This is a genomic window from Microbacterium sp. NPDC087591 (genome assembly GCF_044743625.1).
Classification (GTDB): domain Bacteria; phylum Actinomycetota; class Actinomycetes; order Actinomycetales; family Microbacteriaceae; genus Microbacterium.
Window position 1 is genome coordinate 189,997 of sequence record NZ_JBIUWU010000003.1, and the last position, 17,015, is coordinate 207,011.

Here is a 17,015-nt window from a genome sequence, read left to right on the forward strand (position 1 = left end):
GTGGGAACGGTGCCACAAGGTACCTAATCCGGTCGCCGGGAGCTCTCTCTGAGCAGGATCTGCAGGGGCAGATGCACCACGAGCGGCTCGGCATCCGGGCGCTCCAGACGACGGGCGAGCACCTGCACGGCCGCCCGTCCCAGATCGATCATCGGCTGGCGGATCGTGGTCAGCGGAGGCCGCGAGAGCGTCGCAGCCTCGATGCCGTCGAAGCCGGTCACCACGACGTCCTCCGGCACCCGGAGCCCTGCGGCGCGGAACACCTCGAGCGCGCCGAGCGCCATCTGGTCGTTCGCCGCGACGAGTGCGGACGGCGTCGTCTGCGCCAGGATCTCCTCCGCCGCGCGCCGACCCGAGGCGCGAGTGAAGTCCCCCCTGGCGACCGTCACGGCATCGGGCGATCTCCCCGCCTCCGCCACGGCGGCGGCGAACCCGTCCCAGCGCTGGGCGCCGTCCGGGGAATCCTCGGGGCCGGCGAGGAATGCGAGCGCGCCGTCACCGATCTGCGCCAGCACATGGCGGGTCAGCTCCGCCATCGCCTCGGTGTTGCTGACCGTCACGTGGTCGTAGTGGTCGCCGCGGGGCGGGCCGGACAGCACCGCGACCGGGATGCGGCGAGAGAGCCCGGCGAGCTCGTCTTCCGGCACGCTCTCGGCGAGCACCATCAGCCCGTCGACCTTGCCGGCCATGTCGCGCACGGTCGCGCGGGAGGGATCATCGCGCCCGACACCGATCATCAGCACGAAGCCCTGCTTCCAGGCCTCCAGCTCCGCGCCGCGCAGCACCTCGTCGAGGAACAGCAGGGTGTGGTGCTCCTCCCCCGGCTCGGCGGCATCGTGCACGACCGTGAACGGCGGCGTGGCCGCAGCTCCCGGGGTCAGCACATCCAGCGACGGGGCCTCCTCCGCGGCGTCGAAGCCGGGAAAGTACAGTCCGAGCACGCCGGTCCGGCGTTCCGCGAGCCCGCGCGCGCTGCCGCTGGGCACGTAGCCGAGCGCCGTGACGGCATCCAGCACCCGCTCCCGCGTGGCCGGACGCACGGCATCCGGCGAGCGCAGCACACGCGACACCGTCGCGATGGACACGCCCGCATGGTCGGCGACGTCGTACACCGTGGCTGTCTTCGCCATGCTCGCGTCCTCCCTCCCGTACGTGCTTGTGAGGTTACTTCGCTCTGGCGGCGAGCGCGGCCTGGTACAGATCGCGGGAGGAGAGACCGGTGAGTGCGGCGACCTCGGAGGCCGCCTCCTTCAGACGGATGCCGTCGGCCACGAGCTTCTGCACCTGCGCGAGGGCATCCTCCGGCGAGGCGTCGCGGCGCGGAGCACCCTCGACCACCACCACGATCTCGCCCTTCACGCCGTCCTTCGCCCAGGCGACGAGCTCGGAGGCGGTGCCCCGGCGCACCTCCTCGTAGAACTTCGTGAGCTCGCGGCACACCGCGATCCGGCGCTCGTCGCCGAAGGCGCCGCCCATGTCGGCGAGCGAGGAGGCCAGACGGGCCGGGGACTCGAAGAACACCATGGTGCGCGGCTCTGCGGCCAGGGCGCGCAGGGTGGCGCGGCGCTCCCCCGGCTTGCGCGGCAGGAAGCCCTCGAAGGTGAACCGATCGGTGGGGAGCCCGGAGATCGCCAGAGCCATCAGCACGGCGCTCGGGCCGGGGATCGCGGTCACGGTGACGCCCTGCGCGACAGCCTCGGCGACCAGCCCGTAGCCGGGATCGCTGACCGTCGGCATCCCGGCGTCGCTCATGACGACCACGTCGGTCTCGGCGGCGAGGGCGGCGAGCTCCGCCGCCTTCTGCTTCTCGTTGTGGTCGTGCAGCGCGATCAGCCGCGGCCGGTTGGCGATCTGCAGCGCCTGCAGCAGGCGTCCGGTGGTGCGGGTGTCCTCGGCGACGACGACCTCCGCGTTCTCGAGGACCTCGATCAGGCGGCGCGAGGCGTCACCGAGGTTTCCGATCGGAGTGGCGGCGAGGATGATCACCCGCTCAGCATAGGCGGGTTGTCTAGGCTGGACCGGTGACCGCGCCCGTGCCCCTGCTGCCTGCTCCCGAGGAGCGGCTGACACGATACGGACGGCTGCGCGACCGCATCCTGCTCGATCCGGACTGGCGCCGCTCGCTGCGTTGGCTCGCCCCGCTCGTGGTCACCGCGATCGCAGCCGTGCTGCGGCTGATCAACATCGGCCACCCGCGTCAGCTCGCGTTCGACGAGACCTACTACGTCAAGGACGCCTGGTCGCTGTGGACCCTCGGCTACGAGGGAACCTGGGGCGAGGGGGCGAACGACGCCTTCGTGACCCTGCAGCAGCTGCCGCTCTCGGAGCAGGGCTCGTTCATCGTGCATCCGCCACTGGGCAAATGGCTGATCGCCCTGGGCATGGCAATCGGCGGGCCGGACAACAGCGCCGGCTGGCGCCTGGCGACTGCGCTGCTGGGCACAGCCTCCGTACTGCTCGTGTACCTGATCGCGCGGATGCTGAGCGGATCGATCGTGGTGGCCACGGTCGCCGGCCTCCTGATCGCGCTCGACGGTCTGAGCATCGTGCTGAGCCGGATCGCGCTGCTCGACGGCATCCTGACGTTCTTCGTGCTGCTGGGCGTGCTGTTCGTCCTGCTCGACCGGCGACGGACGATCCCGCTCTTGGAACGCAGGGACCCCGAGGCCCCCGACCCGTTCTGGGGCCCGATCCTCTGGCGCCGTCCGTGGCTGATCGCCGCAGGACTCGCGCTCGGGGCGGCCTGCGCCGTGAAGTGGTCGGGCCTGTACGTGCTCGCCGCCTTCGGCCTCTACGTCGTGGTGACGGATGCCCTCGCCCGCCGCCGCGCCGGAGTGATCCTGTGGCCCACGGATGCCGCGTTCCGCCAGGGCCCGGTGTCGTTCCTGCTGCTGGTGTTCCCCGCGCTCGCGGTGTACCTGATCAGCTGGACCGGATGGTTCGTGACCGCGGGTGGCTACGACCGCCAGAGCGATGCGAATCCCCTGGTCGCGCTGTGGAAGTACCACCAGTCGATGCTCGGCTTCCACGTCGGACTGAACCGCGGGCACCCCTACGCGAGCCCCGCATGGGAGTGGCCCTTCCTGCTGCGCCCGACCGCCGTCTGGGTGGGCACGGATCCGGCCCCTTGCGGGGTCGACCACTGCATGGCCGTGATCTCCGCGGTGCCGAACCCGCTCATCTGGTACGCCGGTGTCGCGGCGGCCGTGTTCCTGCTCTACCTCCTGGTGCGCGGCTGGGTGCTCCGTCAGCCGGTCGGACCGGAGATCAGCGTGCCGCTCGTGGGTCTCGCCGCCACCTACATCCCGTGGCTGCTGTTCCCCGAACGCACGATCTTCCAGTTCTACACCGTGGTCATGGTGCCGTTCCTCGTGATCGCGCTCGCCCTGACGCTGCGGGTCATCGCCGGACGACGAGACGATCCGCTGTACCGGCGACAGTCGGGCGAGCGGACCGTGCTCATCTTCCTGGTGTTCGTGGTGCTGGTCTCGGCGTTCTTCTACCCGCTGTGGGCGGGCATCAGCGTGCCGTACGACTTCTGGCGCCTGCACAACTGGCTGCCCGGCTGGGTTTGAGTCGCGGCACGTCAGCGCGTGACGGGCTCGTCTCCGGCGACGTGCTCGACCAGAGGCAGTACCCGCCCCGAGAGGTGCGTGCGCATCGCGATCGATGAGGCGGTGCGGGCCACCCCCGGCACCAGGGCGACGCGGTCGAGCACCTCCTGCAGCTGCGTGGCGTCGCGGGCGACCAGCCGCAGCTGCATGTCGCTGGCTCCGGTGACCGTGTGCATGTCGACGATCTCCGGCACCGCGTCGGCCAGCGCCGTCGCGACCTCGTCATGCCCGACCTTCTGATCGATCTCGACCAGGCAGAACGCCACGACGCCGTAGCCGAAGCCGCTCGGATCGATGCGCGGCACGATCGCCTCGATCACCCCGCCCTCGTGCAGGCGGGCGAGACGACTGGTCGCCGTGCCACGGGCGATCCCCAGCCGCCGCGCGCACTCCAGCAGCGGCAGCTGCGGGGACTCCGTGAGCAAGCGGATGAGCTCGGCGTCGAGGCGGTCGATGCGCATGTCCCGGCTACTCCCTGGCCACCCCGACGCGTGCCGCACCGCGTGTGAGGCGGGCCACGATCAGCAGCACCGCCGTCAGCCCCAGCGTCAGCAGCAGCTGGATGCGGGCGGCCTCATCGACCATCGCCAGCGCGATGACACCGGCGAGCAGCGCCAGGCACAGCCATGACAGCCAGGGGAAGCCCCACATGCGCATCGGCATATCGACACCGTCGCGGTCGGCACGCCGGCGCAGGATGATCTGCGCGAGCGCCGTCGCCGTCCAGATCACGAGCAGGGTGGATCCGACCACGTTCAGCAGCGCCGGCAGCACCACATCGGGGAACGCCCAGTTCAGCCCCACCGTCACGAAGCCGAAGGCCACCGACGCGAGCACGGCCACGAAGGGCACGCCCTTGAGACTCGTGCGGGTGATGCCCTGCGGAGCGAGACCGCGCTCGCCGAGCGAGAACGCCATGCGCGAGGCGCCGTAGATGTTGGCGTTCATAGCTGACAACAGCGCCACCACGACGATGAGCGACATCACCAGGTCGACGCCCGGAACGTGCAGCGTGGCGAGCACGGCCGAGAACGGTCCGTCGAGCACGGCGGGCGAGTTCCAGGGCAGCACCGCCACGATCACGAAGATCGAGCCGATGTAGAAGATCAGGATGCGCACGAGCACCTCGCGCACGATCCGGCGGATGTTGCGGGCCGGGTCGTCGGATTCGGCGGCGGCGATCGCGACGACCTCGGTGCCGCCGAACGCGAAGACCACGATCAGCAGCGCGGCCGCGATGCCGGTCATGCCGTTCGGGGCGAATCCGCCGTGGTCGAAGAGGTTGCCGATGCCGGTCGCCGGCACCCCCGGGATCAGGCCGAGGATCGCGCACACGCCCACCACGAGGAACGCGATGATCGCGGCGACCTTGATGGCGGCGAACCAGAACTCGAAGCGACCGTAGTTGCTCACACCGAACAGGTTGACCGCGGTGAGGGCGACCACGAAGATCAGCACCCACAGCCACGCGGGGATGCCGGGCACCCAGCCGGCGACGATGCCCGCTGCCCCCGTGGCCTCGGCGGCGATCACCACGACCAGCTGGATCCAGTACAGCCAACCGACCGCGCTGCCGGCGCTGCGCCCCATCGCCTTCTGCGCGTAGGAGCTGAACGCACCGGAGCTCGGCCGCGCTGCCACCATCTCGGCGAGCATCGCCATCACGAGGATCACGATGCCCCCGGCGACCAGGTACGAGATCAGCACGGCGGGACCGGCGAGACCGATCGCCTGCCCCGAGCCGACGAACAGACCGGCGCCGATGGCACCGCCCAGGCCCATCATCGAGATCTGCCGGCGCGTGAGCCCCGGGTGCAGTCCCTTGGTCGTCGTCGTGGTGACGGGCACGTCGGTCATACGGTCGCCTCCTTGCGAGCGGAAAGGTCGGAGCCCGAGGGGGATGCCGCCAGTGCGGCCTCCACCCGGTCGATGTCCTCGGCGGATCCGGAGGAGATGCGCACGCCTTCGCCCGCGAACGCGCGCGTGATGACGCTACCCTCGCGCAGCAGTGTCTCGAGCTCCTCGGTGCGCTCCCCCGCGGGCACCCAGACGAAGTTCGCCTGGGAGCGGACGGCCGGCCACCCCGCCGCGAGGAGCAGGGCGTGCAGCCGGTCGCGCTGGCGGACGACCTCGTCGATGCGGAGCGAGAGCTCGTCCTCGGCTTCCAGCGACGCGCTCGCGGCGATCTGGGCGAGGTCGGTCACGCCGAACGGGACGGCGACCTTGCGTTGGTTCTCGGCGATCTCCGCCGGCGCGATGGCATAGCCGATGCGCAGGCCCGCCAGACCGTAGGCCTTGGAGAACGTGTGCAGCACGGCCACGTGCGGGTGGCGGCGGAAGAGCTCGATCCCCGCACCTCTGGTCTCGGCATCGAAATAGGTCGTGCGGTCGAAGTGCACGTAGGCCTCGTCGATCACGACCAGCACGTCGTGCGGGACCGCGGCCACGAAGCGCTCGAGCTCGTCGGCGCCGACCACGGTGCCGGTCGGGTTGTTGGGGTTGCAGACGAAGATCAGCCGCGTGCGCGGGGTGATCGCGGTGAGCATGGCATCGAGGTCGTGCACGTGCTCCGCGGTCAGCGGCACGGCCACAGGAGTGGCGCCGGCGATCCGCACGAGCGACGGATAGGCCTCGAAGGACCGCCAGGCGAACATGACCTCGTCGCCGTCTCCGGCGACCGCATGGATCAGCTGGGCGGCGAGCTCCACGGATCCGGCGCCGACCGTGACGAGCGCCGGGTCGACGTCGTACCGTTCGGCGAGGCGGGCGCGCAAGGCCGCGGCACTCATGTCGGGGTACCGGTGGATCGATCCGAGTCGGTCGTGCACGGCATCGATCACCGAGGGAAGCGGCGGATGCGGGGACTCGTTCGACGAGAGCTTCGAGGCACCGGCGGGAGCGGAACGCCCCTGTCGGTAGGCGGGCATGGCATCGAGTCCGGCGCGGGTGGGGAGGGGCATCGGCAGAGCATCCTTGCTGTGATCCTGAGGCGGCGCAGGCGGCGACGCCTGCTGTCGCGCAACAGTAGACCGGATGCCGACGGCTGGGCAATCGGTGCAGCGAAAGGTGCGCATCGCGCGCAGTCGGAGGCTGTCAGCGTGCTCGACGCTGTGCAGACTGTTCAGTCCACACGCGCCGTCAGCCGGGGTCGCGATGCGTCGCCCACGCCGCCCGCACCGCGCCCAGCGCCTCATCGAGCGTGATGCCTTCGGCCGCATCGACGAAGGCCTGCGCCGCGTCGCGCACTCGCGCCCCATGCGCATTGCCGCCGCGCACCCGTGTGCCGCGGGCCCGACTGCTCTCGATCAGCCCCTCCGACTCGAGTGCCGAGTACGCCTTCGCAACCGTACCGGCGGCGACACGCAGGTCGGCAGCGAGCTGTCGGATCGACGGCAGTCGGAATCCCTCCGCCAGCTCGCCCGAGCGGATGCCGTCGGCGATCTGCGAGCGCACCTGCTCGAAGGGCGCGACCGCACCGGAGGGGTCGACCGTGATCATCGAACGCTCTCCATCCTGGTCGCCGCCTCTCCGATGGTGACGGCGGTCAGACCGGCGAGGGTGACACTCACGATACTGAGCACCAGTGCGACGGCTCCGGAGATCCAGAGCACACCCGACATGACCGACCACAGGATCGGAGTGCTGCCGGCGATCACCGCGTTCCCCATCGCCATCCCCGCCGTCGCCGCGATCCCTCCGAGCGAGAAGAGGATCGCGCCGATGCCGAGCTTCAGGATGACCTCGACCGAGCGCCGTCGCCACAACTGGTCGAGCACCGCATCAGCCGGCCGCGGGAATGCCGGGGTGGCGCTGATGCGCTGCAGCGCGATCGCCGTGCACGCCACCAGGACGACCAGGGCGATCAATACCGGCACGCCGTAGAACCAGCCAGGGTACGGGCTCGACCAGGACGAGACCTCCTCCGACTCGAACCCGATGGTGCGCGATCGCCCCTGCTCGTCGAGGTCGGCCGTCATCCCGCAGAAGACCACGAGCGCGATGAAGGCCACGGTCGTGACCAGGAACCCAGTGGCCCACCGCGAGGGTACGGCGGAGAGGGCGGAGCGCGGCACCAGCTGCGCGGCACGCGGTTCGTCAGCGCGCAGCACGATCTGACGCGGAGGGGTGGCGCTGTAGAGCAGCATGCCGGCGGCGCCGGCAATCAGCGGAGTTACGGCGAACGACTGCCCGAGCATCTCGGGGATCGCGATACCCACGAGCGCCCCCGCTATGAACACGATGGTCGAGAACACCACCGCGATCACCGCGCGGCGGCGCGCAGCATGCAGCACGGGCCGGATTCCCGCACGGGCCGCGTCGCCTCGTCGACGGTGCACGGCGAGCCACACCACGACCGCCGCGGCGCCGATCCCCAGCGCGTATGCCCCCATCATGATCCCAGCCATGACCACCTCCTGTTGTGTACCATTCGAACGGTACACAACGTATCATCCGTGTGTCAACTGATTAATACACAGACGCTCGGCGCCGTCGCAGGGATACGATCTCCTGCATGCCAGCCCCGTCCGGTTTCGACTACGTGATGCGCGGTGACGACGTCGTCATCCGACACCACGGCGTGACAGCCACGGTGTTGCGCGGCGCGCGGGCGACGGACTTCCTGGCAGAGGTCGAGAACGGGGACGCGCAGCTGCTGATGGCGCGTCTGACCGGGAACTACCGCCGAGGGAATGAGCGCACGGCGCGGCAGCATCCGCGCAACGCCCGCTGAGTCGGGCCGGCTCAGCGCTCCAGGGAGACGGAGCGCGGATCGTCCACCGGCAGACGGCAGACGAACGCGCGGCAGTCGTAGGCCAGCCCCTCCCCGCCGGTCGGCACCTCACCCTTGCCTTCGAACAGCTCGAAGCCGGCATCGGCGAACGCGCGTGACTGTGCGGAAGTGACCACCGCGACGATGTCGGCATCCGCCCGGAGCGCCACCGCGGCCAGCGGGCTGCTCGGGTCGGGCGTCACCACCACGAGCTGTCGTGGCGGATCGACGAGACCCGCGGCCACACGCAGCAGACTGCCATGCGCGAACGGCTGTTCCACTCCGCGTGCCGCATGGTCGCGCACCGCGCTCACAGCCGCCTCGCGATACCGCTCCCCTGCCCCGAGTCGCCACGCGGTCAGGGCCGCGGCGGCGGTCGCGGCGACATCAGAGGGCAGATCGCCATCCGTCTGATCGGGTGAGGCGGCGATCCCGTGCACTGCGAGGAGCGGATCGATGCGCCTGCCGTCGAGAGCCTGATCCAGCACCTCCCGCGCGACCGAGGCCCACGATGCCTCACCGGACGCGAGCGCCAGCGCGAACAGCCCGTCGGCGAGCAGTGCGAGATCCGCGCCCGTTGCGACGGCATCCGAGGCGACGCCGTCGAGTGAAGCTCGCACGAGCTCACCGTCGACGCCGCGGTTCACCCGCAGCACGGTCTCGGCAGCCCGCGCGGCGGCCTCGACCCACGACGGCTCGGCCAGGCGCGCCCCGGCACGGGCGAGCGCACCGATCGCCAGACCGTTCCAGCCGGTGATGAGCTTGCCGTCGACGGAGGGCGGCTCCAGACCCACCCGCTCCGACACCGGACGCTGGTAGTACCCGCCCTCGTCGCGGCGTCCGTCGATCCAGGACTCCGAATCCTGCGCGGCGCCGAATCCGCCACCCGACCGCTGCAACGACGCGAGCAGGAACCCCGCGATCCCGCTGGCCGTCTCTTCATCACCGGCATCGAGCGCGACCTCGAGCAACTGGGCGTTGTCGGTCAGCATCCGCTCGTAGTGCGGAACGGTCCAGTCGCGCTGGGTGGCATAGCGGAAGAACCCGCCGTCCGCATCGCGGAGGTCGGATGCGGCCATCGCGGCGAGCGCCCGCTGCGCCGAGCGAGCCGCATCCGCCGCCTCCCGAACGACCAGCGGACTCTGCAGGAACCGCAGTGTCGTCGCGACCGGGAACTTCGGGGCTCCGCCGTAACCGCCGAACTGCTGGTCCTCGCGGGCGGCGATCGCCGCGGCGGCCGAGGCGAGGGCTCCCGCGGCGGGCAGGTCGGTCGGCGAGGCTTCCGCGGCCCGCATCAGGGCGTCGGTCACGGCATCCGCCGACTCCTCCGCCTGTGTGCGCCGCTGCGTCCACGCTTCGCCGACCGCCGCCAGCACCTCACGGAACGACGGCAGCGGGGGCCGCGCGTCCGGCGGCCAGTACGTGCCGGCGAAGAAGGTGCGACCCCGCGGTGTCGCGAACACCGTGAGGGGCCAGCCGAGGTTCTGGGTGAAGGCGGACGCCGCCGCCATGTAGGCCCCGTCGACGTCTGGATGTTCTTCGCGGTCGACCTTCACCGCGACGAAGCCGTCGTTCATGAGGGCGGCGACCTCGGGATCCGCGAAGGACTCCCGCGCCATCACATGGCACCAGTGACAGGTCGAGTAGCCGATCGAGATCAGCAGCGGCACATCGCGGCGCTGGGCCTCGGCGAACGCCTCCGGCCCCCAGGGGTACCAGTCGACGGGATTGTCGGCGTGTGCCCGCAGGTACGGGCTGAGCGTGTCGGCGAGCCGGTTGGTCATGCCCTCACGCTACGCCGCCGTCCGCGGTGACGGGGCGATCAGCCGACCAGCAGCTCGACGGGTCGGGATGCCGCGTAGCCCACCAGCGGCAGGGCGCGCTCGGCGGCCAGGGCGATGCGCGAGCGCAGCACGTCGGAGATGATCTCGTAGCGGTCGAAGTCGGTGTCGCTCGCGTACACGCCCAGCGGCAGGGTCAGCGCCTGGAAGAAGGCGAAGAGCGGGCGCAGCTGGTGCTCGATGATGAGCGCATGGCGTTCGCCGCCTCCGGTGGCCGCCAGCAGCACCGGTTTGCCGACGAGGTCGTACTGACCGACGAAGTCGAACAGGTGCTTGAACAGGCCCGTGAACGACGCCCGGTAGACGGGGCTTCCGACGATCAGCAGGTCGGCGGCCTCGATGGCCTGGAGCTTCTCCTCGACCTCGAGCGGCAGCTGGTCGCGCCGCAGCGCTCCGGACAGCCGGGGGCCGATGTCGGTCAGCTCGATGATCTCCACGTCGACCTCGGCGCGCTCGGCCACCGCATCGGCGATGGCGCGGACGAGGGCGGTGGTCTTGCTCGGCTCGTGCAGGGATCCCGACACGGCCACGACGCGGTAGCGAGCTGTCATGAGTTCGACGGTACCCACGACGACGCCCCGTGTCGCGGGGAGCGACACGGGGCGTCATGTGTGAGCGGAGAAGTCAGTTCACGTCGTCGGGGTGGGCACCGACACGGCCGGAGCCGTCGAGCGGGTCGAGCGCATCGATCGCCGCGACCTCGGCATCCGTGAGCGTGAATCCGAAGACGTCGAGGTTCTCGCGCAGGCGCTCCGCCCGCACCGACTTCGGGAACACGATGATCCCCTTCTGCAGGTGCCAGCGCAGCACGGCCTGGGCCGGCGTGACGCCGTGCGCCGCTGCCGCCTCGGCGACCGCGGGGGTGCCGAACAGGTCGTACTTGCCCTGACCGAGCGGACCCCAGGACTCGATGCGCACGCCGTGCTCGGCAGCCCAGGCCACGACGTCGCGCTGCTGGTAGGCCGGGTGCAGCTCGATCTGGTTGATCGCCGGCGTGACGCCGGTCTCGCTGACCACACGCTCCAGGTGCGGCACCAGGAAGTTCGAGACGCCGATGCTGCGGGTCAGCCCGGCCTCGCGCAACTCGATCAGCTTCGCGAAGGCGTGCACGTAGTCGTCCTTCGCCGGGGTGGGCCAGTGCACGAGGTACAGGTCGACCTGGTCGAGCCCGAGCTTCTCGAGGCTCTCACCGATCGCGGCGCGCGGCTCTTCACCGTGGTGGCGGTCGTTCCAGAGCTTGGTCGTGATGAACAGCTCGTCGCGCGGGATGCCGGACGACGCGATCGCCGCCCCGACGCCCTCCTCGTTGCCGTAGATCGCGGCGGTGTCGATGTGGCGGTAGCCGATCTCCAGCGCCTGGCTCACGGTGCGCTCGGTCTCGTCGGCCGGCACCTTGAAGACGCCGTAGCCCAGCTGGGGGATGGAGTTTCCGTCGTTCAGTTCGAGTGCAGGAATGGTCATGCGTCCACCCTACGACCTGTGATGACAGGCGCGACCAGAAGGGGACGATTGATCTCCTCGGATGACGTCAGCGCGCCGGGACGGCGGCCATCTTCGCCGCGCTCCACCCCACCAGACGCTCGAGCGGTCCGCGGCCGACGAACATCGACCACAGGGTCGTGACCACCAGCAGTCCGAGCGCCATCACCGCCCAGAGGACATTGCTCGTGAAATAGCCGCCCGGTCCCGCGAGCAGCGCGATCACGAGCACGTGAGCACTGTATGCCGACAGCGGCATGGAACCCAGAGCGCCCAGCGGCAGGAGCGGCCAGCGCAGCGGACGGCTGAGCAGCACGCACAGCGCGATCACGGCGAGTGCGAATCCGCCGGAGCCGAGGATCTCCGCCGTGCCGCCGCTGTGCGGCTCGACCGCGAGGAACGCGCGTAGGGCCGAGCCGAGCGGATCCGCCTCGACGAGCGACTGCGGGTAGGTCTCCCAGCCGTTCGGCAGGACCTCCCCCGTCGACGAGTCTCCGGGGAGGATGCTCGTGTCGCTCGCCCCGGACGAGTCGGAGCTCCACGAGAAGCTGGCGCTCGACCCCGTGACTCCGGCCGTCGAACCCAGCGCGCCCAGACCGTAGCCGGCCGCGGCGAGCAACACGCCGATTCCCAGGGCCACGGCCGCCGTGCGCACCTGCTCGACACGCAGACGCCCGAGCGCCATCCCGCCCAGTACGAACGCCATCCACACGGTGATCGGGTAGGTGCCGTACAACACGAAGCCGATGCCCGCGCCGTAGGGGTTCAGCGTCACGGCGCCGAGGAAGGCGAGCAGTGCCGGGCCGGCGAGCGCGAGCACCCCGGAGGCGACGAGCAGCTGCCACACCCGCCAGCGCAGGAAGGGGATGACGGCGACGTAGAGCAGCCCGTAGAGCGTGAGGATCACGGCGATCGGAGTGTTCAGCATCTCGAGCGCCAGCCCGATCAGGAAGATCACGGCGCCCCGTCCGATCAGGTTCAACCGGATGCTCGGGATCCGCTCACGGTCGGGCAGCGTGCTGCGCCCGGTCATCAGTGCGATCGAGATGCCGGCGAGCACGGCGAACAGGATCGAGGAGCGTCCGTGCACCAGATCGGTCCAGGTCGTGGGATCGAGCCATTGGAACGGCACGGTCTCGCCGATGTGGGCACCGGCCATGCCGAGGATCGCGAGTCCGCGGGCGATGTCGAGGCCCAGGATGCGGGGCGGTCGTCCGAACTCTCGGATCCACTGAGCGGGGCGGAGGGCGATGGTCACCCGATGATCGTAGGGGGCGAATCGCGGCATACGATGGAGGGCTATGTCCACACCTGTGATCTCGTACCCCCCGGAGCTGCCCGTCAGCGCCGCCCGGGAGGAGATCGCCGACGCCATCCGCGACAACCAGGTCGTGATCGTGGCCGGTGCGACCGGCTCGGGCAAGACGACCCAGCTGCCCAAGATCGCGCTCGAACTCGGCCGCACGCGCATCGCGCACACGCAGCCCCGCCGACTGGCCGCCCGCACGATCGCCGAGCGCGTCGCCGAGGAGCTGCAGGTCGAGCTGGGTACCCTCGTCGGCTACAAGGTGCGTTTCACCGACAAGGTCTCCGACGCCACGCGCATCGCGCTGATGACCGACGGCATCCTGCTCAACGAGATCCACCGCGACCGGCTGCTCACCCGCTACGACACGATCATCATCGACGAGGCCCACGAGCGCTCGCTCAACGTCGACTTCCTCATCGGCTACCTCGTGCGCATCCTGCCCGAGCGCCCCGACCTCAAGGTGATCATCACCTCGGCCACGATCGACCCGCAGAGCTTCGCGAAGCACTTCGCCCCGGCCGGCGCGGATCCGGCGCCGATCATCGAGGTGTCCGGCCGCACGTACCCGGTGGAGATCCGCTACCGGCCCCTGATCGACGACTCGGAAGAGACGGCCGCGGCACCGACGGCAGGAGAGCCGGAGGACGAGGTCTCGGCGATCGTCGCGGCTCTACGCGAGCTCGACCGGGAAGCACCCGGCGACGTGCTGGTGTTCCTCCCCGGTGAAGCCGAGATCCGTGACGCCGCCGACGCAGTGCGGGGCGCCTACGCGCACGACCGCTCCCCCACCGAGGTGCTCCCGCTGTACGGGCGTCTGTCCGCCGCGGAGCAGCACCGCGTCTTCGAGCGCAGCCGCGTCGCCGGTGTGCGTCGCCGAGTGATCCTGGCCACCAACGTCGCCGAGACGAGCCTCACGGTTCCCGGCATCCGCTATGTGATCGATACCGGCACCGCGCGCATCTCCCGCTACAGCAACCGCTCGAAGGTGCAGCGGCTGCCGATCGAAGCGATCTCGCAGGCCTCGGCGAACCAGCGTTCCGGCCGCGCCGGCCGCACGAGCGACGGCATCGCGATCCGCCTCTACTCCGAGGAGGACTTCGACCGCCGCCCCGAGTTCACCGAGCCCGAGATCCTGCGCACCTCGCTGGCCTCGGTGATCCTGCAGATGCTGTCGCTGGGCTTCGGAGACATCGAGGCGTTCCCCTTCCTCACCCCGCCCGACTCCCGCGGCGTGAAGGCCGCATTCGATCTGCTCACCGAGCTCGGCGCGGTCGAGCCGTCGCGCCGCGACGGATCCCCGCACCTCACCCGCACGGGCCGCGACATCTCGCGCATGCCGATCGATCCACGGTTCGCGCGGATGCTGATCGAGGCCGGCCGCCCGGCCCCTGAGCGAGCGAAGCGAGACGAAGGGTCGACGAGCTCAGGGACCCAGGGCGCCGGCGTCACGCGCGACGTGCTCGCGATCGTGTCGGGCATGACCATCCAGGATGTGCGGGAACGCCCGGAGGAGCGCCGCGAGGAGGCCGACCGGCTGCACGCGCGTTTCGTGGATCCGACCAGCGACTTCCTGACCCTGCTGAACCTCTGGAACCACCTGCGCGAGCAGCAGCGCGAACTCGGATCCAGCGCGTTCCGTCGGCTGTGCCGCGCCGAGCACCTGAACTACGTGCGGGTGCGGGAGTGGTTCGACGTGCACCGCCAGCTGCGCACGCTCGTGAGGTCGCCGGAGCGCCAGGGCGGCGACACCGGAGCGAGCGATCCCGATGCGATCCACCGTGCCCTCCTGTCAGGACTCCTGTCGCAGATCGGCATCCTCGACGAGCGCAGCACGCCTGCCGGCAAGTCGCACTCCCCCGCGAAGGACCCGAAGCGCCGCATCGCGGAGTACCGCGGCGCCCGCGGCATCCGGTTCTCGATCTTCCCCGGCTCCGGCCTGCGAAAGAAGAGTCCGCAGGCCGTCATCGCCGCCGAGATCGTCGAGACGTCGCGCACCTTCGCCCGCACGGTCGCCGCGATCGACCCGGCCTGGGCGGAGTCGCTCGCCGGCGATCTCGCCAAACGCCAGGTCACCGAGCCGCACTGGTCGAAGGATGCCGGCGCCGCCGTCGCCTTCGAGAAGGTGACGCTGTTCGGGCTCGAGATCATCCCGCGACGGCGTGTGCAGTTCGCCCGCATCGACAGGGCGGCCTCCCGCGAGCTGTTCCTGCGTCATGCGCTGGTCGAGGGCGAATGGGACCCGACGCGCATCGACAAGCGCGTGAGCGCGTTCTGGCGCAGCAACGGCGAGCTGCGCAAGCGTCTCGAGAAGCTCGAGGAGCGCGAGCGGCGCCGCGACATCCTCGCCGGCGACGAGGCCGTGTACCGCTTCTACGACGAGCGCATCCCCGCGGACGTGTTCGACGTGCGCTCTTTCGAGGCCTGGTGGCGGGAGGCGCTGCAGAGCACGCCCAAGCTGCTCGTGATGCGCGAGGGCGATCTGCTCGACGACGAGGAGCGGGCCGATCAGAGCGAGTTCCCGACGCGCTGGACGCAGGGCGACCAGGTGCTCGGTCTCGCCTACCGCTTCGAACCCGGTGCCGCCGACGACGGCGTGAGCGTGGTCATCCCGCTCGCGCTGCTCGCGCAGGTGGAGGACCGCGGCTTCGACTGGCAGGTGCCCGGGCTTCGCGCAGAGCTGATCACCGGCCTGCTGCGCGCGCTCCCCAAGGCCATCCGGCGGCACGTGGTGCCCGCGGCGGACTGGGCCGAGAAGTTCGGCGCCGAACTCGCGGGCGAAGGCCCGGAGTCGCACGGCGGTCTGCCCGCACGCACCCTGAAGGAAGCGCTCGCGCGGCTCATCCAGCCCCTCGCGAACCAGCTCGTCTCGGCGGCGGACTTCGAGGAGGAGCGGGTGCCCGCGCACCTGCGCATGAACTTCCGCGCGGTCGACGAGCGCGGACGGACGGCCGGTTCCGGTCGCGACCTCACCGCACTGCAGCAGCAGCTCGCCGACCGTGCCCGCAGCAGCGTGGCGCGATCGATCGCCGCCCCTTCGCGGCCTCGCGGCGGCGCGAAGGAGGCCTCGGCATCGGTGGCAGCGGCCTCCGCGCGCGGCCCCATCGAGCAGGACGGCCTGACCGCCTGGACCTTCGGCGACCTCCCCGAGGTGCTCGACACCCGGGTCGCCGGCGGCGTCGTGCGCGGCTACCCGGCGATCGTCGACCAGGGCAGGACCGCGTCGGTGCGCGTGGAGTCGACGGCGGATGCCGCGGCTGCCGCGACCCGCGACGGCGTGCTGCGGCTGGTGCTGCTCGCGGTCCCGTCACCGTCGTCGTACGTGCAGGAGCACCTCACGAGCCAGGAGAAGCTGGCGCTCGCCGCCTCCCCGTACTCCTCCGCCGCGGCACTGATCGAGGATTGCCGCGCCGCGGTCGCCCGTGCGGTGATCGACGCTTCGACAGGCTCGGCGACCGGTGAAGGACGCGGCGTCATCCGCACCGAGGCGGAGTTCACGCGCGTGCGCGATGCGGTCTCCGCATCCCTGGTCGACGACCTGTTCGCGTGCGTCTCGCTGGTCGCCCGCATCCTGACCTCGTCGCGCGAGGTCGAGCGCGGCATCAAGTCGCAGAACTCGCTCGCGCTGCTGGGACCGCTCAACGACATCCGCACCCAGCTGTCCGGCCTCCTGCATCCCGGTTTCGTCTCTGCGGCGGGCGTCGAACGCCTGGCGCACTACCCGCGCTACCTCGCCGGCATGCTCGACCGTCTGAAGATGCTCGCGAGCGAACCGGGCAAGGACCGCGCCCGTATGACGGAGTTCGAACGGATGGCGAAGGCATACGAGGACGCCGGAGGCACGATCCCGCTCGCACCGGGAGCTGCGGCCCCGCTGGTCGAGACGCGCTGGCTGCTGGAGGAATATCGGATCAGCGTGTTCGCGCAGCGCCTGGGCACCGCGCAGCCGGTGTCGCCGCAGCGCATCCTGAAGGCGCTGGCCGGACGCTGATCCGCGGCGGGTA

The 17,015-nt window shown here is 70.6% G+C and carries 14 protein-coding genes; 3 read left to right on the forward strand and 11 right to left on the reverse strand.

The window, feature by feature from the left end:
• Nucleotides 1-23: 23 nt before the first annotated feature.
• Nucleotides 24-1,130 (reverse strand): LacI family DNA-binding transcriptional regulator, encoded by a 1,107-nt coding sequence (locus tag ACIOVG_RS15415; protein ID WP_400875284.1) that lies wholly within the window; start codon nt 1,128-1,130, stop codon nt 24-26.
• 34 nt (nt 1,131-1,164) lie between these two features.
• On the reverse strand, nt 1,165-1,986 hold the full coding sequence (gene rsmI / locus ACIOVG_RS15420; RefSeq protein WP_400875287.1) for a 16S rRNA (cytidine(1402)-2'-O)-methyltransferase: 822 nt from the start codon (nt 1,984-1,986) through the stop codon (nt 1,165-1,167).
• Nucleotides 1,987-2,021: 35 nt separating this feature from the next.
• On the opposite strand from rsmI, the gene ACIOVG_RS15425 reads away from it, so the two are divergent.
• Nucleotides 2,022-3,575 carry a dolichyl-phosphate-mannose--protein mannosyltransferase gene (locus ACIOVG_RS15425; protein WP_400875290.1) on the forward strand — a complete coding sequence of 518 codons (1,554 nt, stop codon included), beginning with the start codon at nt 2,022-2,024 and terminating at the stop codon, nt 3,573-3,575.
• Nucleotides 3,576-3,586: 11 nt separating this feature from the next.
• Here ACIOVG_RS15425 and ACIOVG_RS15430 read toward each other — a convergent pair whose 3' ends face one another.
• The 5 genes from ACIOVG_RS15430 to ACIOVG_RS15450 form a co-directional block, all read right to left on the reverse strand.
• Nucleotides 3,587-4,075 carry an Lrp/AsnC family transcriptional regulator gene (locus ACIOVG_RS15430; protein WP_141871229.1) on the reverse strand — a complete coding sequence of 163 codons (489 nt, stop codon included), beginning with the start codon at nt 4,073-4,075 and terminating at the stop codon, nt 3,587-3,589.
• A 7-nt stretch (nt 4,076-4,082) separates the two neighbouring features.
• Nucleotides 4,083-5,471, reverse strand: coding sequence for an amino acid permease (locus tag ACIOVG_RS15435; RefSeq protein WP_400875295.1), 1,389 nt, complete (start codon nt 5,469-5,471; stop codon nt 4,083-4,085).
• Entirely contained in the window at nt 5,468-6,574 is a 1,107-nt protein-coding gene (hisC, locus tag ACIOVG_RS15440) for a histidinol-phosphate transaminase (protein WP_400875298.1), read from the reverse strand. Before hisC ends, ACIOVG_RS15435 begins: the two co-directional genes overlap by 4 nt.
• A gap of 178 nt (nt 6,575-6,752) precedes the next feature.
• A complete protein-coding gene (locus ACIOVG_RS15445; protein ID WP_400875301.1) occupies nt 6,753-7,112 on the reverse strand; it encodes a GntR family transcriptional regulator in 360 nt (119 codons plus the stop codon).
• A complete protein-coding gene (locus ACIOVG_RS15450) occupies nt 7,109-8,020 on the reverse strand; it encodes a hypothetical protein (RefSeq protein WP_400875303.1) in 912 nt (303 codons plus the stop codon). The genes ACIOVG_RS15445 and ACIOVG_RS15450 overlap by 4 nt, the downstream gene beginning before the upstream one ends.
• Nucleotides 8,021-8,127: 107 nt before the next feature.
• Here ACIOVG_RS15450 and ACIOVG_RS15455 point away from each other — a divergent pair, with 107 nt between their 5' ends.
• Nucleotides 8,128-8,346 (forward strand): hypothetical protein, encoded by a 219-nt coding sequence (locus tag ACIOVG_RS15455; protein WP_400875305.1) that lies wholly within the window; start codon nt 8,128-8,130, stop codon nt 8,344-8,346.
• An 11-nt stretch (nt 8,347-8,357) separates the two neighbouring features.
• Here the strand turns inward: ACIOVG_RS15455 and ACIOVG_RS15460 are convergent, their stop codons facing one another.
• From ACIOVG_RS15460 to ACIOVG_RS15475, 4 genes are all read right to left on the reverse strand, one after another.
• A complete protein-coding gene (locus ACIOVG_RS15460; protein WP_400875308.1) occupies nt 8,358-10,169 on the reverse strand; it encodes a thioredoxin domain-containing protein in 1,812 nt (603 codons plus the stop codon).
• A 38-nt stretch (nt 10,170-10,207) separates the two neighbouring features.
• Nucleotides 10,208-10,777 carry an FMN reductase gene (msuE, locus tag ACIOVG_RS15465; protein ID WP_400875311.1) on the reverse strand — a complete coding sequence of 190 codons (570 nt, stop codon included), beginning with the start codon at nt 10,775-10,777 and terminating at the stop codon, nt 10,208-10,210.
• A 73-nt stretch (nt 10,778-10,850) separates the two neighbouring features.
• Nucleotides 10,851-11,687, reverse strand: a complete 837-nt coding sequence (locus ACIOVG_RS15470; protein WP_400875314.1) for an aldo/keto reductase — start codon at nt 11,685-11,687, stop codon at nt 10,851-10,853.
• A 67-nt stretch (nt 11,688-11,754) separates the two neighbouring features.
• Complete coding sequence (locus ACIOVG_RS15475) at nt 11,755-12,963, reverse strand: heparan-alpha-glucosaminide N-acetyltransferase domain-containing protein (RefSeq protein ID WP_400875316.1); 1,209 nt, start codon at nt 12,961-12,963, stop codon at nt 11,755-11,757.
• A gap of 43 nt (nt 12,964-13,006) precedes the next feature.
• Here ACIOVG_RS15475 and hrpA point away from each other — a divergent pair, with 43 nt between their 5' ends.
• Nucleotides 13,007-17,002, forward strand: a complete 3,996-nt coding sequence (hrpA, locus tag ACIOVG_RS15480) for an ATP-dependent RNA helicase HrpA (RefSeq protein ID WP_400875319.1) — start codon at nt 13,007-13,009, stop codon at nt 17,000-17,002.
• The last annotated feature ends 13 nt before the right edge of the window (nt 17,003-17,015 follow it).

What these genes read in the sequence shown, in the direction of transcription:
- ACIOVG_RS15455 (WP_400875305.1), top strand. Translation starts at nt 8,128, where the DNA reads ATGCCAGCCCCGTCCGGTTTCGACTACGTGATGCGCGGTGACGACGTC.
- hrpA (WP_400875319.1), top strand. Translation starts at nt 13,007, where the DNA reads ATGTCCACACCTGTGATCTCGTACCCCCCGGAGCTGCCCGTCAGCGCC.
- hisC (WP_400875298.1), bottom strand. Translation starts at nt 6,574, where the DNA reads ATGCCCCTCCCCACCCGCGCCGGACTCGATGCCATGCCCGCCTACCGA.
- msuE (WP_400875311.1), bottom strand. Translation starts at nt 10,777, where the DNA reads ATGACAGCTCGCTACCGCGTCGTGGCCGTGTCGGGATCCCTGCACGAG.
- ACIOVG_RS15470 (WP_400875314.1), bottom strand. Translation starts at nt 11,687, where the DNA reads ATGACCATTCCTGCACTCGAACTGAACGACGGAAACTCCATCCCCCAG.
- ACIOVG_RS15445 (WP_400875301.1), bottom strand. Translation starts at nt 7,112, where the DNA reads ATGATCACGGTCGACCCCTCCGGTGCGGTCGCGCCCTTCGAGCAGGTG.
- ACIOVG_RS15415 (WP_400875284.1), bottom strand. Translation starts at nt 1,130, where the DNA reads ATGGCGAAGACAGCCACGGTGTACGACGTCGCCGACCATGCGGGCGTG.
- ACIOVG_RS15435 (WP_400875295.1), bottom strand. Translation starts at nt 5,471, where the DNA reads ATGACCGACGTGCCCGTCACCACGACGACGACCAAGGGACTGCACCCG.
- ACIOVG_RS15460 (WP_400875308.1), bottom strand. Translation starts at nt 10,169, where the DNA reads ATGACCAACCGGCTCGCCGACACGCTCAGCCCGTACCTGCGGGCACAC.
- ACIOVG_RS15430 (WP_141871229.1), bottom strand. Translation starts at nt 4,075, where the DNA reads ATGCGCATCGACCGCCTCGACGCCGAGCTCATCCGCTTGCTCACGGAG.
- ACIOVG_RS15450 (WP_400875303.1), bottom strand. Translation starts at nt 8,020, where the DNA reads ATGGCTGGGATCATGATGGGGGCATACGCGCTGGGGATCGGCGCCGCG.